This is a genomic window from Psychroserpens burtonensis DSM 12212 (genome assembly GCF_000425305.1).
Classification (GTDB): domain Bacteria; phylum Bacteroidota; class Bacteroidia; order Flavobacteriales; family Flavobacteriaceae; genus Psychroserpens; species Psychroserpens burtonensis.
Genome location: NZ_AUDE01000009.1, coordinates 154,022 through 169,373 on the forward strand (window position 1 = coordinate 154,022; position 15,352 = coordinate 169,373).

Sequence of the window (15,352 nt, forward strand, 5' to 3'; positions counted from 1 at the left end):
TTATTTTAATTAATTTAGCACTTCCTTAATTTTAAGTCATGTTACAAACTACAAATACAATTTTAATGATTCGTCCCGTTAATTTTAGGATGAATGAGCAAACCGCTATCAATAATTATTTTCAAGAAGCTTTGGACATAAAAAACGCAGAAATTAACTCAAAAGCACAAATTGAGTTTGATGATCTTGTTGTAAAGTTGAGAGGGGTTGGTGTTAATGTTATTGTTGAGCACGATGACAAATCAATGGATACTCCAGATTCTATTTTTCCAAATAATTGGGTGAGTTTTCATGAAAATGGTGACGTAGGTCTCTATCCAATGTTTGCTGCAAATCGTCGTAGAGAAAGACGGGATGATATTCTTACTAATTTAGAAAAAGAAGGCTTTCAAATTAATAATATTATAGACTATACGAGTGCAGAAGATGAAGGTTTCTTTTTAGAAGGAACAGGAAGTTTGCTTTTGGATCGTATGAACTCAAAAGCCTATTGTGCGCTGTCAGCTAGAGCAGACGAAGATTTGTTTATAGAATTTTGCGAAGATTTTGAATATACACCAGTTATATTTAAAGCCTATCAAAATGTTGATGATACGCGTTTACCAATTTATCATACGAATGTAATGATGTGTTTGGCTGAGCAGTTTTCAGTAATATGCTTGGACGCGATTGACGATAAGAAAGAGCGTAAACAGGTGACTAAAAGCTTAAAAGCAGATGGCAAGACGATCATAGTGATTTCTGAATCACAAATGCACCAATTTGCTGGTAATATGTTGCAAGTAAAAGGAGAAAATGATCAACGTTATTTAGTGATGAGTAAGGCTGCTCATGATAGTCTTACTTCAAAGCAAGTTGCAGATATCGAGGTCTTTTGCCCAATTATATCAAGCTCACTAGAAACTATAGAGACTTGTGGAGGCGGAAGTGCTCGTTGTATGATGGCTGAGGTTTTCTTGCCTAAAACTTAATTCAGTTTATCAAAAATATAGCTGCTTTTTAGGTACCCTTGATATGTATTGTTATCATTAAATCCTTTATTCTAAGAAATGATTTTATCTTTCATAATTTCAATTTTAATGGTTGCATAAGGTGTTTCATTTAGAGTGCTTTAATATGGTTTGTCCTTCTCCTTTGTGAAAATTTGATTTTATAGGTATTAATATAACTAGGTATACTTGGTTTTTACTCACACTGCCTGCGGTATGTGAGTAAAACGTTACTGGTGATTTCTATTTTCAAACCCATAGATAATTATTTACAATAGTCCAAATTGAAGAGCTGTACATGTGTTGCTTTCTTGTTTGACTTCATACACACTTTGTCCTTTATGTTTTTGTTGTTTAGCGTTAAGAGCACTCTCAATATGTAGGAAATATCCTTTGTCTTTCTAGATTAGATATATGTGTAATGAAATATCAAAATAGGAAGTATCTAATAGAGACTGAATTTCTGAAACGAATGAGTAGTCTCGGATTAAAGAAAACGACACTCGTACGTGGTTGATGTTTGTTTTTTCTTCGGAATTTGACGCTTTATCTTATTAACGAAGAACAGCCGTAAAAGGATATAAAAATATAAAGTGTCGTCATATGATTGGTTTTGAATTTGAGTAGAATACTAAAAATAAATAGATTCAATTAATTAAAGGAAATTGATTAATTTTTAGGTTCAATCTTAGGAAGTTCAACATAGAATTTAGTTCCTATTCCTGGTGTGCTTTCTACCCAAATACGTCCTTTATTTAGTTCAACTAATTCTTTGCAAATAGTCAAACCTAAGCCAGTACCTTTCTCGTTACTTGTCCCTCTGGTAGAGAACGTCCCACTTTGGAATAGCTTATCAATATTTTCTCTAGAAATACCAACACCTGTGTCTTCAACACAAATTAAACTTTTACCATTGTGATCAGAATTTGAAACGGTAATAGAATCGCCTATACGTGTAAACTTAACGGCATTGGTAATTAAATTTTGAATTACGATTTCAATCATACTTTTGTCTGCATAGATAAAATCTCGTCTTGACTCATCGATAAGTATGATACGTTTTTGATCAACTTTTTGCTCAACTAAACTTATTTTATTTTTAAAGACGTCTTGTATATTAAAAAGCTCTGCTTTTGGTTCTAAATTCTGCATTTGAGATTTAGACCAATTTAAAAGGTTGTAAAGAAGTTGCGATGCACTATCGGCATTTTCACTTAGCTCAGGGACTAAATCATAAAATTCTTCGCGTGAAATTCCATCTTCTTTAAGTAAATCTATAAAACCTTTTATCGATGAAATAGAATCTTTTAGATCATGAGAAACAATTGAAAACAATCTATCTTTTACATTATTTACTTCTTCAAGATGTTTTATTTTTTCAGCTAACTCTTCATTTTTTAATATGATTTCTGCATTCTTATTTTGAAGTTTTTTATTGAGTTTGAATATGTTTTTACGTTTGAAATAAACTAGTAATAGGATTGTCATTGCAATTAAAAATGCTACTCCTAAAACATAAGAAATAGTTTTTAGTTTTTGAAACTCAATAGCTTCATCTTCACTTTGTTTTTCTAACTCTAAAGCTTTGAAGTCTTTAATCTCATTTAAAGACTCGGTTTCTAGCGGTTTTCTTATGATAGGTATTTTTGGCTGATTCTCTTGGTCTAGCTCGCGTTTTAATGTATAATATTTTCCCTGCCAGAAAAATGCATTTTGAAATCTCCCTTTAATAGAATCTAATTCTTTATGCAATCTGTAATTTTTGAGAAGTTCAGGTTTATTATCGATTTTAACTGCGATGGAATACGCTTCATTTACTTGTACAGCAGCGGTTTTCAAATTTCCTTGTTGAATATTTAAATCACCCACGGCATTAAGTGCTCTTAAAACACCATCATTACTATTGATTTTTCTGTTAAATTTTAAACCCTCTACAAGGTATTTAGCAGCTTTATCATAATCTTTAAATCTTAAATATTCTGCGCCAATTCGAGGTAAAATTTCACCACGAAGTGTTTGATCTTTTTTTGGATTAAGAAGTGTTAACACCTTCTCATAATATTCTATAGCTTTTCTATGTTCTTTTCTTTCAGAATATAAAGTAGCTATGTTACGTATAGATGTTTTTATACCAGTACTATCTTTTAATTGTTCTCTAACTTTTAGAGCTTTGATGTTAAATTCTAAAGACTTATCAATTTGATTTGTATTGTAATAGGCGTCTGCCAAATTATTATACGCAGAGCTTAATTCATCTTTAAGGTTTCTAGTTTCAAAAGTTTGAATTGCAGAAAGTGAATTTTGTAAACCTATACCATAATTGCCACGCTTAATTTCAATTAAGCCAATACTGTTATTCACTTTTGCGATTCCTAATGTATCACCTAATTGGCTATAATATCTTCGCGATCTATTAAAACCATCAATCGCATTGTAGTAATCATCATTATGAGCGTAAATTAAAGCTTTGTAATAATTAGCGTCAGCAATTCCTTTAGTATGATTTAGTGATTTAGATAAGCGTTCTGTATTGTCAATATAGGTAAGGGCTTTTTTGTAACTCTTTTTGTTGTATAGTGCTTTTACTAATCGTAACGAGGTTTCAACTTTTAATGAATCCTGTTTTTGGTAAGCTAATTCTACAGTAAGGCTATCGATCTCATTTGTTTGTGAAAAACAAAAAAGCGAAGTGCATAATACAGCTAAAGTAATTAACTGCTTCATACCTTAGTTAAGGTGTGAATAATTGCAAAATTATTTGTACACGAAACATCCTTCGAGGTTGGATAGTTAGAGTGTTGAAATAATAATGTCAATCTCAATAAAGATTGATTATTATGTTTCATCAATGTTTGGGACTTTGATTAATAGCTATTCAAAAATGTAGAAAAAGGTTCTTAAACCCTAATTTTTAGGTCTTAATACCTATAAATTAGTTAAAGTGAATAATGTAAATTTGAAAAACATCGACGAATAGATGAACGGTAAAAATCATAGAAAAACTACACTTTTGTCGATGAAATGCACAAAGCCCCTGTGTTTTAGGTTAATGTATTGATATTTAAGTATATATGTGTGAATATTTACAAGATGGTGATTTCATAATAAGTAAGGATTATTCAAGCTTTTATTTTCCATTGATATTTCATTCGTCGAACCTATAGCACTCCTAAAAATTTTACACACATTATAAATTATATGCATAGTGTTTGTCTAGATTGTTATGAAGCTCAAAATAATCAATAAAAGTGCTGTCACATCTTTAAAATTTAATAAAAATCCTATCTTTGCAGACCTAAAAACGATATTAAAATGAATCTTCAGGAGATACTCTCACATAATGTAAAACAGGCTATTAAAGCTGTTTTTAATGCAGAATTACAATCGGTAGAATTTCAAGCAACGCGTAAAGAGTTTGCTGGAGATATTACGGTAGTTGTTTTTCCTATGTTGAGGGTTGTAAAAGGAAATCCTGTTCAAATTGGAGAACAAATTGGTCAGTACTTGGTTGCTCATGTTGATGAGGTGAAAGCGTTCAATGTGGTCAAGGGGTTTCTAAATATTGAAATTGAAGATGCATATTATATCAATTTTTTTAACGGTATAAAGGATGATTCTCGGTACGGTTTCATAGCACCAAACTCAGAACAAAAAGCAGTAATGGTAGAGTATTCCTCACCAAATACCAATAAACCTTTGCATTTAGGTCATGTTAGAAATGTGATTTTAGGATACAGTGTTTCCGAAATTTTAAAAGCTTCGGGGAAGAAGGTCTATAAAACTCAAATAATTAACGACAGAGGAATTCATATCTGTAAAAGTATGTTGGCATGGAAACGCTTCGGAAATGGAGAAACTCCAAAATCGTCAGGGTTAAAAGGTGATAAACTGGTTGGGAACTATTATGTGAAATTTGACAAGGAGTATAAATCTGAAATACAACAGCTCATTTCCGAAGGTCAAACAGAAGAAGATGCAAAGAAAAACGCGCCAATTATATTAGATGCTCAACAAATGCTTCTTAAATGGGAGGCTGGAGACGATGAGGTCGTTGCACTTTGGAAAATGATGAACAGTTGGGTTTACGACGGTTTTGAGACCACCTATAAAAGTATAGGGGTGGATTTTGACAAACTATACTATGAAAGTCAAACCTATTTATTAGGAAAAGAATTCGTTGCAGAAGGGTTAAAAACAGGCGTATTTATAGAAAAAGAAGATGGCTCGGTTTGGTGTGATTTAACCGAAGATGGTTTGGACGAAAAAATTGTGCTTCGTAGTGATGGTACTGCTGTTTACATGACGCAAGATATTGGTACAGCAATCCAACGGGTTAAGGATTTTCCAGATGTTGGTGGTATGGTTTATACGGTTGGGAATGAGCAAGAATATCATTTTCAAGTTTTATTTTTAATCATTAAAAAGCTTGGTTTTGATTGGGCAGATAGTTTATACCATTTAAGTTATGGTATGGTTGATTTACCTTCAGGAAAAATGAAGAGTAGAGAGGGGACTGTTGTAGATGCAGATGATTTGGTAGACGAAATGGCGCAGACTGCTGGAGAAATTTCTGAAGAGTTAGGGAAGTTAGATGGCTATTCTTTAGAAGAAAAACAAGACCTATACAAAACCATAGGTTTGGGTGCTTTAAAGTACTTTATCTTAAAAGTAGATCCTAGAAAACGTATTTTATTTGATCCAAAAGAGTCTATTGATTTTCAAGGAAATACGGGTCCGTTTATACAATATACATATGCTAGAATACAGTCTATTTTACGTAAGTCTAATATTGATGCCAGTGTCACATTAAGTACAGATGAAGTGTCTTTACATGAAAAGGAAAGAGAACTCATAAAACAATTAGCAGTATTCCCTGAGGTGATTCAAAATGCAGCAGACCATTACAGTCCAGCACTAATTGCTAATTACACCTACGAACTCGTGAAAGGGTTCAATTCGTTTTACCAAAATGTTTCTATTTTAGGAGCAGACACTGACACTGAAAAAGTATTTCGTGTACAGCTGGCACAAAGCGTCGCTAATGTTATTAAGAACGCGTTTGGTTTGCTAGGTATCCATGTACCAGAACGCATGTAGTTCACTTAAGTTTAGTTTCTAAAAATTTTAAATTTTTCATTTAGTCTCTACGAAAACTTTTTTCGGGTAGTAATCGTATATACTACTAGAATGGAAATTTAATAATTAACCCAAATATCATTTTATGAAAAAACAAGTTTTTGCAATTGTGCTTTTTTTTGGCTTATTAGGTGTTATTCAAGCGCAGGAAACTACCAAAAGAGAGTCAGCTGCCGGAATAAAAGGTGGTTATAATTTAGCGGCCGTATCTTATGATGGAGATGGTGAAACAGGTCAACGACATGGCTTTCACATTGGTGTTTATGGCGAATCATTTATTAATGATAATTTTTCTATCCAACCGGAGTTACTATACTCTCAACAAGGTTATGAAATTAAAAATAGCAATGGAACTTTTACTCAGATGCTTAATTATATAAATGTTCCAATTATGTTTAAAGTATATCCTACTGATAACTTTTTTATAGAAGTAGGTCCACAAGTCGGATATGCTATTTCTCATAAGGAAAAATTTGATAGTAGTTTTAATTTATTTGATACCTCTCAAGAGTTTGATCCTAATAGTTTTGACTACGGTGTTAATTTTGGAGGCGGATTTAAAACAGATTCGGGTGTGAGTATGGGTGTTAGATATCATTTAGGCTTAGGAGATATTTATGATGATGGAAGCCCTAACAATAGAGTATGGCACTTCTCAATAGGATTTGATTTGTAAAAAAAAATACAATTTGGTAATTATGCTCAAGATTTTAGTCTTGAGCTTTTTTTTGTAAAATACTTAGATGCTTTTTTGAGAATTTTAAAAACCACTACGAATCAAATCACGTAGATAACGTATGATAAAGACAACTGTTTTTAGTGTGGTTTTATGTGCGTTATGTTTTAATGCAATAGGTCAAAAAATTGATAATCTTGTGTCTTTTAGAGACATCGATAGTCCTCGTTATTTTAGGTTTAATTATGATAATGATTATTTTGCAGCAAGTGATGAAAACTATACACAAGGTTATAGTTTGGAGTTTGTATCTCCCTTTTTTGAAAAGAATCCTATCAATACAATTTTAATTAAACCAGACGGTTTTGATTTGAGATATGGCTTAGCTATTGAGCATATTGGATTTACACCAAATAAATATGATTTACCAGAAATACAATTTGGAGATCGACCATTTGCTGCAGCTATAATGCTAAGGAGCTCGGTGCTTGGTATAGACACAGAAAGGAAACTACGATTACATTCATCTTTAAATATAGGGTTAATAGGTCCTGGAGCTTTTGGCGAAGAAATGCAAGTAGCTATTCATAAAGCCACCGGTAATAAAATACCGAGAGGATGGCGACATCAAATTAAAAATGATCTTGTATTGAACTATAATTTAGGCTTGGAAAAGCAAATTTTAAAAGTGTATAATTTATTACTATTACAAGCGCAATCTAATATAAATATTGGGACTTTGTTTACTAATATTTCGGTGGGTTCAAATGTGGTTTTAGGGAGATTTAATAGTTCTTTTTCTTTTGAAGAAAAGAAAATAAATTTTCAAATTTACACCTATGCTCAACCTGTTTTCACTGTAATTGGTCATGATGCGACATTGCAAGGTGGTCTAATTAATAGGAAAAGCCCTTATACTATTTCTGGGAGCGATCTTGAACGTTTTACATTTCAGTTTAACTATGGCGTGGTTATACAAACCAAAACACTCTATTTTGAATATACACGCTCAAGTATTACAAAAGAATTTAACATGGGTGATTTAGCAAAATGGGGAGGCATAAGAATTGGTTTTACATTTTAAAGTATCCTTCATAGGTAATAGCTTGCTTAATATGAGCCAAATGATGATTACTATGCCAAGCATACATTCCAATAGTTTCATCTATTCTTAAACGTTTTAAATGATCAGGATGCACAAATTCTCTTGACAACTCCTCTTCGGAAATGTGCTTTAATAGCTGACCTAGTTTACTATGAAGACCCCTTAGTACATTCAAAGAGTCATCCAGAGTATCATCATTACCATCTATAAGTGTTGCCCAACGATCTTCATAAAATGGTTTTATGGTTGGAGAGTCCTCCGTTAGCGCTAACTTAAATCTTATAATACTGTGCATGTGGCTATCTGCGCAATGATGAACCACTTGCTTGATATTCCAGCCATCTGGTCGGTATGTCCAGTTTAATTGTTCTTTAGATAACACTTTTGTAGCTTTATCAATTTCCGAAGGAAAACGTTCAAGATCGTTAATCCATAAGTTGATCATTTCCGAAGAAATAGTATCAGGTTTTTGAAATTCTCCAATTGGAAACTTTAAGAGTTGTAATTGTGTGCTTTTCATAATCCTAAACTTTGGCAGTTCCTTCAATTATATCTTGAGATTGAGACTCATCCATATAAACTATGGGTACAGCATAAATAATTGGCGTATTTTTTGGATAGTGCACTCTTACTAGCTTATTGATGGTCTTAAATAAAAGAGCCTTAGTCGTACCAACAATTAGAACCTCACTGATGCTTGTTAATTTTCCTTCTTGATTAGTAACACGTCCAATAACCTCTTTTAAAATATACTCGTTTGTTAAGAGTCCATGCTCGTGAAGTAAGTCTGTAATTCTATTAGCTTGGTCTTCGTTTTTTGTAATAATATGTAATTGAATCATGATTGTATAAATTAAAGTTGACATCATAAAGATACATCTAGAATTTTATAAAATCTAAAATCGTAATCTAAAGCTAATATTTGGGGTGATACCTAAAGATAAGTTGTCTACAGTTATAATATCACCATCACTATTTTTCGCATAATACGTATTAATGACATTTTCTCTATCGAAAAGATTCCATAGGGAAGCTCCGATAGAAGCATCCAGTTTATTGGTGAATTTTAATTGATACGTTGCAGATATATCTGTTCTAAAGTAGGCACTTATGCGATTACTATTAGGGGTATCGTAATCAATTTGAGAATTAGATTGATTTTGTAGTTCTAAAGGTAAAGTTTGCGGTCTGCCAGAATGCCAATTGAAACCTAAAGCAAATTTTAAATTATCAAAATCATAGGTGCTAGCAAATGTCACAGCGTGACGAACATCAATATTATTAGGGAAAGGATTACCATCATTGAAATTATCAAAAATATAATCGTTTTTACTATAAGAATAACTTAACCATGTGCTAAAATAATCAAACTGTTTATTGATAAGAAAATCAATCCCTCTTACTTGAAATTTACCAATGTCCTCTATAAATTGAAATTGATTTTGAAAACCTTGACTTTGAGATGTGATGCCTTCCACGTCTTTTATAAAAGCTTCAATACTCACTAGTAGCTTGTTTTTATTGTAGTGAATGCCTGCAGCTGCTTGAACGCTTTTTATGATTGGGATGTTTTCATTATTAGATAAAATCCACCTGCGTTTTTCAATGCCTAAGAAATCATTTTGTAAATCTATAATTTGAGAGGTCGTTTGGCTTTTTAATTCTGCTAAAAATTCTAATCTAAAATCGTTGTTTAATTTATGACTTACAGATAATCGTGGCTCAGTAAAAAACTCTGAAAATTTTTCAATAAAATTAGTTCTTAAACCTATTCTCGCATAGGTATTTTTATTTGCTGAAGTAAATTCGGCTTCACCATAAATGGAGTGTGTGCGAACCACTTCTTTTATAAATTGCTCTGTGGTTGGATTGTTAGTGTTTTCAGCATTGCTAATAATCACTTCGCTAAATTGATAACCACCATGTATTTTTAAATTATCATCGATATGATTGGTAGCATTCATCTTTAGACCTAGATCATTAACTTTATTATCTTGATTAGTACGTTGGTCATTTGCAATATTAAAGTTTGTGGCTTTTAAATCGTAACTGGTATAGTAAAATTTAGCCGTTGTTGTCAGTTTGCTATTCCAATATTTTAAATACTCAAAACCTGTAGCAAAATTATTTTGTTCTAGTTCGTTTTTTAAAGGAATAACAGAATCATCATTTGCTTGTTGATCATAAGATAGTCTATTATTAATCGTTAAAAAGTTAAATCTAAATTGGTCTTGATCAGTAATATCATATAAAAACTTTGTAGCGATATCGTAAAAATAGAAACGTTCGTTATTTGAGATAATTTCTGAATTTTCCTGTTGCGGATTAGAAAAATCACTATCCTGAAACACACGCTGCAGGTATTGGTCGTAGGTTGGTGTGAAAATAAAATCGGTTATAGACCGTCTTGCAGAGACTTGAATTTCGGCTTGTTCATTAAGTGGGACTTTTGCAAAACCATCTGCATTGATAAGGTTGAAACCTGCTCCAGCTTTAAAATTTTGATCTAGACTATTAGAGAGTTGCATATCAATAACACTAGAAACGCCATCACCAAATTTTACACTAGTTCCATTTTTTGAGACATTTACTTCCTTTGTTAGATAAGGATTAAAAGCAGATACTAAACCAAAAAAATGTCCAGATTGGTACATTTTTATACCGTCCCACAAAATTAAATTTTGATCATGAGTTCCTCCACGAACATTAATATTAGATACACGCTCATCAACACTCATAACACCAGGTAAGGCCTGAATACTTTGTAAAATATCGGGTTCTAAAAGCCCAGGGAGAATCCCAAAATATTCAGTATTAATGTTAATTTTACCATCACTATTTTTTGAAATCCCTTTAGTTAAGTAGTTCGTAATGACGACTTCTTCAAGCTTTTGAGTGATAAAATCACTGAATGGATTAGACCGTTTTGAAATGACAACACTAGTGTTATTGATAATGATAAAATCGAGATTTGTTTCATATCTTAAATACTCTAATGTATTTTCTCGTGATAAAGTTTCCGAAGGGAGAAGGACACTTTTATTGGCTATAGTCTGATCTAAATAAGTGAAATGGATACTAAATCTGGATTCTATTATCGTGAGAACTTCGGCAAGCGGAAGTTTTGTTTTTAAATTTGATTGCGCATTACTGCTATTCAAATTCAAAAATAATAAGATTATAAAAAGATAGAAGACACCTTTTTTATTCACGTTTTAGTCTAATGATATTATCTGTTTTACTATACTTTAATTGTAAAGGTAAAGTAATAGATTTTAAGGCAGTTTCAATATCATTATGTATAAAATCTCCAGTGAAGTTTTGAGAGCCATCGAAATCACTAAATTCTACAGATACATTGTATTGTCTTTCAAACTCTGCGATAACTTCTCGGAATGGGATACTCCTAAAGGTACTCTTATTAATTAGCCATGATGGATGAGATACATTTTCTTTTTCAGTAGCAATATAGTTCCCATCAATAATTAAAAAGGTGTCTCCTGGTAGGAGTATTATTTGTTTTGTTTTACTGTTTACAGCAACTTTTCCTTCATAACAAGTCACTTCAAAATAGTCATTACGTTGCTTGATATTAAATTGCGTTCCAAGAACAGTTACAGTTCCTAAATTTGTTTTAACATCGAACTTTTTTCCTTTGGCAACTTTAAAATAAGCTTCTCCATGTAATACTAAATTACGGCTGCTTTTCCAATTAGATTTATTAAATGTTATCGTGGAAACTGCATTTAACTGCACTTGAGACGCATCTGGTAATACAATTGATTTTTGTTGTGAGGCAATCGTATAGGTTGTGGTGTCAAGAGTTGAAGTATAGAAATATATACCAAACGCGATGACTAAAATTGCAGCGATTTTTGATAATGTAGCAAATAATTTATTTGGTTTCTTCTTAAGAGAATCAATAGATTTTAAAACGTTTTTAAAAGCGTCATCTTCATTAATGGTGTCTGCTTTAAATCCAATAAGTCCTTGGTCTAATTTAATTAAATTAGGGTAGTCTTTAAGCTGTTTGAAAGCTTCTAGCTCTCTAGGATTTAGGTTATGGTCTAACCATTTTTGTATGAGGTCTTCTTTGTTCATTGTGTTCTATTCAAGTATATAACAGTTAATTATTAAAAAGTCCTACCCTTTAATTTAGTTTTCAGTTGCAGTCTCAGTTCTCAGTATCCTATGCAATTAATTGTTAACTAGACATGTTTAAGGCTTATTATAAGTCTAGTTTTGTATTTATGACTTTGGGTTCCTTTACTGCTACTGCTAACTTTTTTCACAGTTCATCAATATCTTGTCTTAATTTTTTAAGGGCGCCGTAAATACGTTTTTCTACTGCCTTTGTTGATATATCTAATAATTGTGCAATCTCTTTAAAACGTTTGCCTTCAACTCTGTTCATTAAAAAGGCGACGCGTTGCGCTTCTGTTAATCCGGCAATTGCTTTTTCTAATTTTGCTTTGTATTCTTTTTCTTCAAGTATAAACTCTGGATTTATATTCGTAGTATGTTTTGGTTGTATCATACGGTGTCGTAACACTACTTTTTGGTGAGCATACTCGTTTAGCATTAAGTTGTTTGCGGTGGTGAATAAAAAACTCTTGGCTTTGTTCTGCGGAATTTTAGCACAATTCTCCCACAATTTCACAAACGCTTCCTGCATTTTGTCTTGCGGATTTAACTGACTACCAAATTTATAATATAAAAAATCGTGCAAATTTTTGGAGTGCGTTCTAAAAATAGAGGAGAATAGCTGTTCCTCACAAATATGGTCTTTAAGTGGTTTTGACATTTTTTTTTGGTTGAGGCTAAGTTATGTAAATGAAATTGAAATCTAAATTTAACTTGAACATGAGTTGGAATTCGAGCTTAAATTTGAAATTTTGAGTTTTGAGTTTTGAGATTCACGACTTAGAAAGTAGGAGTTTTATGATTTTAACTGTTCTATTAAAAAAAACAAGTGATTGTTAAATAAACGCAACAGTTAGTTTTAGTTTTTAGTTGGTTAAAAAAGGGTTGTTGGTCGTAGCAATCCTTTTTTTTGTATTCTACCTTTTTATTTTTTCAATTGAACGTCATAAATACACGACAAATCGTTAATTTTGTCCCTTTAAAATTCTACAAGAATATGTTTAATAATTTAAGTGAAAAGTTAGATAAAGCGTTACACGTACTAAAAGGCCACGGTAGTATTACAGAAGTAAACGTTGCCGAAACCTTAAAAGAAGTTCGTAGAGCACTTTTAGATGCCGATGTTAACTTTAAAATTGCTAAAGATTTTACTAATAGAGTAAAGGAGAAAGCTTTAGGTCAAGATGTGTTAACGAGTTTGCAACCAGGCCAATTAATGGTCAAACTTGTTAAAGATGAGCTAACAGAATTAATGGGAGGAGACGCAGAAGGAATCAACTTGTCTGGTAATCCAAGTATTATTTTAATGTCTGGTTTGCAAGGTTCTGGTAAAACGACATTCTCAGGTAAATTAGCCAATTACCTAAGAAATAAGAAGTCTAAAAAACCATTGTTAGTAGCTTGTGATGTCTATCGTCCTGCTGCGATTGATCAATTGCATGTTGTAGGTGATCAATTAAAAATTGATGTGTATAGTGATAAAGGAAATAATAATCCTATTGCTATTGCACAAGCTGGTATAGCATATGCAAAAGAAAATGGACATAATGTGGTTATTATTGATACCGCTGGTCGTTTAGCTGTTGATAAAGCCATGATGGATGAAATTTCTAACATCCATAAAGCAATCCAACCACAAGAGACTCTATTTGTCGTAGATTCTATGACAGGTCAAGATGCTGTAAATACAGCAAAAGCATTCAACGATATTTTAAATTTTGATGGTGTAATCCTAACCAAACTCGATGGTGATACACGAGGTGGAGCGGCAATATCTATTAAATCTGTTGTAAATAAACCAATTAAATTTATTGGTACAGGTGAAAAGATGGAAGCGATTGATGTCTTCTATCCGTCACGTATGGCAGATCGTATCTTAGGAATGGGAGATGTTGTATCTCTTGTTGAAAGAGCTCAAGAGCAATATGATGAAGAAGAAGCGCGTAAGATTCAAAAGAAAATTGCTAAAAATCAATTTGGATTTGATGATTTCTTAAAGCAAATCCAGCAGATTAAGAAAATGGGTAATATGAAAGATCTTATCGGAATGATTCCTGGAGCAGGAAAAATGATGAAAGATGTTGATATTGATGATGACGCATTTAAAGGTATTGAAGCTATTATTCATTCAATGACTCCAGATGAACGATCAAACCCAACAGTTATAAATGCTAGTCGGAAAAAACGAATTGGAAAAGGTTCTGGTACTTCTGTGCAAGAGGTGAATCAACTTTTAAAACAATTTAACCAGATGAGTAAGATGATGAAGATGATGCAGGGTGGGAAAGGTAAAGCAATGATGCAAGCTATGAAAGGTATGAATTAAGAATTCACACCTTTTTATATAATAGAAATAACATAATATAACACTGCGATGACAATTCTAGACGGTAAAAAAGTAAGCAACGACATAAAAAACGAAATTAAGGCTCAAGTTGATAAAATGAAAGCTAAAGGAGAGAAAGTCCCTCATTTAGCGGCTGTTATCGTTGGGAATGATGGTGCAAGTCTGACTTATGTTGGGAGTAAAGTGCGTGCTTGTGAGCGCGTTGGATTTGAATCAACAATGGTTCGTATGTCTAATACGACCAGCGAAATAGAATTGCTAGATAAGATTGAAGAATTAAACCAAAATGATGATATCGATGGTTTTATCATCCAGTTACCATTGCCACCACAAATCAATACTCAAAAAGTTTTGATGGCTGTCGATCCAAGTAAAGATGTTGATGGGTTTCATCCAGAAAACTTTGGGAAAATGGCATTAGATATGAGTACATTTATTCCTGCAACACCTTTTGGTATTTTGGAGCTTTTGGATCGTTATGGTGTTGAAACTAAAGGGAAACATACCGTAGTCATTGGAAGAAGTCATATTGTTGGTAGACCAATGAGCATATTGATGGGGCGTAAAGGGTTTCCTGGGAATTCTACTGTAACATTGACGCATAGTCACACAAAAAACATTACGCAAATTACATCTCAAGCAGATATTATTATTTCTGCCTTAGGTGTTCCAAATTTCTTAAAGGCAGAAATGGTAAAAGATGACGTGGTAATCGTGGATGTTGGAATTACAAGAGTACCCGATGAAAACTCTCCCAAAGGGTATATAATTACAGGTGATGTTGATTTTGAAAACGTAAGTAAGAAAGCAAGTTATATTACACCAGTTCCTGGAGGTGTTGGACCAATGACTATTGCAATGCTTCTTAAAAACACTTTGTTAGCTCGTGAGCAACGCATGTAACTTTGTTTCTGTCCCAGAGTAACGTGATGAAACTTAAATTATAAAGATGCTTC

Annotated in this window: 12 protein-coding genes; 6 read left to right on the top strand and 6 right to left on the bottom strand. The window is 32.5% G+C overall.

The window, feature by feature from the left end; all coding sequences use genetic code 11:
• Nucleotides 1–38: 38 nt before the first annotated feature.
• Complete coding sequence (ctlX, locus tag H593_RS0103475; protein WP_028871151.1) at nt 39–971, top strand: citrulline utilization hydrolase CtlX; 933 nt, start codon at nt 39–41, stop codon at nt 969–971.
• 687 nt (nt 972–1,658) lie between these two features.
• On the opposite strand, the gene H593_RS0103480 is transcribed toward ctlX, so the two are convergent.
• On the bottom strand, nt 1,659–3,713 hold the full coding sequence (locus H593_RS0103480; protein ID WP_028871152.1) for a tetratricopeptide repeat-containing sensor histidine kinase: 2,055 nt from the start codon (nt 3,711–3,713) through the stop codon (nt 1,659–1,661).
• Between the two features lie 588 nt (nt 3,714–4,301).
• On the opposite strand from H593_RS0103480, the gene argS reads away from it, so the two are divergent.
• The 3 genes from argS to H593_RS0103500 all read left to right on the top strand — a co-directional run bounded on the left by argS (nt 4,302) and on the right by H593_RS0103500 (nt 7,885).
• Nucleotides 4,302–6,086 carry an arginine--tRNA ligase gene (gene argS, locus H593_RS0103490; protein ID WP_028871153.1) on the top strand — a complete coding sequence of 595 codons (1,785 nt, stop codon included), beginning with the start codon at nt 4,302–4,304 and terminating at the stop codon, nt 6,084–6,086.
• Between the two features lie 124 nt (nt 6,087–6,210).
• Nucleotides 6,211–6,801 carry a porin family protein gene (locus H593_RS0103495; protein WP_028871154.1) on the top strand — a complete coding sequence of 197 codons (591 nt, stop codon included), beginning with the start codon at nt 6,211–6,213 and terminating at the stop codon, nt 6,799–6,801.
• Nucleotides 6,802–6,922: 121 nt separating this feature from the next.
• Complete coding sequence (locus H593_RS0103500) at nt 6,923–7,885, top strand: lipid A deacylase LpxR family protein (protein WP_028871155.1); 963 nt, start codon at nt 6,923–6,925, stop codon at nt 7,883–7,885.
• Here the strand turns inward: H593_RS0103500 and H593_RS0103505 are convergent.
• From H593_RS0103505 to H593_RS0103525, 5 genes are all read right to left on the bottom strand, one after another.
• On the bottom strand, nt 7,875–8,426 hold the full coding sequence (locus H593_RS0103505) for a YfiT family bacillithiol transferase (RefSeq protein WP_028871156.1): 552 nt from the start codon (nt 8,424–8,426) through the stop codon (nt 7,875–7,877). The two genes, H593_RS0103500 and H593_RS0103505, sit on opposite strands and share 11 nt — an antisense overlap.
• Before the next feature lie 4 nt (nt 8,427–8,430).
• A complete protein-coding gene (locus tag H593_RS0103510; protein ID WP_037051401.1) occupies nt 8,431–8,775 on the bottom strand; it encodes a divalent cation tolerance protein CutA in 345 nt (114 codons plus the stop codon).
• 27 nt (nt 8,776–8,802) lie between these two features.
• Nucleotides 8,803–11,118, bottom strand: a complete 2,316-nt coding sequence (locus H593_RS0103515) for a TonB-dependent receptor plug domain-containing protein (protein WP_147231911.1) — start codon at nt 11,116–11,118, stop codon at nt 8,803–8,805.
• The gene (locus tag H593_RS0103520; RefSeq protein WP_028871159.1) at nt 11,111–12,007 is read right to left on the bottom strand and encodes a FecR family protein; all 897 of its coding nucleotides are present in this window, start codon (nt 12,005–12,007) and stop codon (nt 11,111–11,113) included. The genes H593_RS0103515 and H593_RS0103520 overlap by 8 nt, the downstream gene beginning before the upstream one ends.
• 187 nt (nt 12,008–12,194) lie before the next feature.
• Entirely contained in the window at nt 12,195–12,710 is a 516-nt protein-coding gene (locus H593_RS0103525) for an RNA polymerase sigma factor (RefSeq protein ID WP_028871160.1), read from the bottom strand.
• A 336-nt stretch (nt 12,711–13,046) separates the two neighbouring features.
• Here H593_RS0103525 and ffh point away from each other — a divergent pair, with 336 nt between their 5' ends.
• Both ffh and H593_RS0103535 read left to right on the top strand, forming a co-directional pair.
• Complete coding sequence (gene ffh, locus H593_RS0103530) at nt 13,047–14,375, top strand: signal recognition particle protein (protein ID WP_028871161.1); 1,329 nt, start codon at nt 13,047–13,049, stop codon at nt 14,373–14,375.
• Between the two features lie 48 nt (nt 14,376–14,423).
• Nucleotides 14,424–15,299 carry a bifunctional 5,10-methylenetetrahydrofolate dehydrogenase/5,10-methenyltetrahydrofolate cyclohydrolase gene (locus H593_RS0103535; RefSeq protein ID WP_028871162.1) on the top strand — a complete coding sequence of 292 codons (876 nt, stop codon included), beginning with the start codon at nt 14,424–14,426 and terminating at the stop codon, nt 15,297–15,299.
• Nucleotides 15,300–15,352 lie beyond the last annotated feature (53 nt).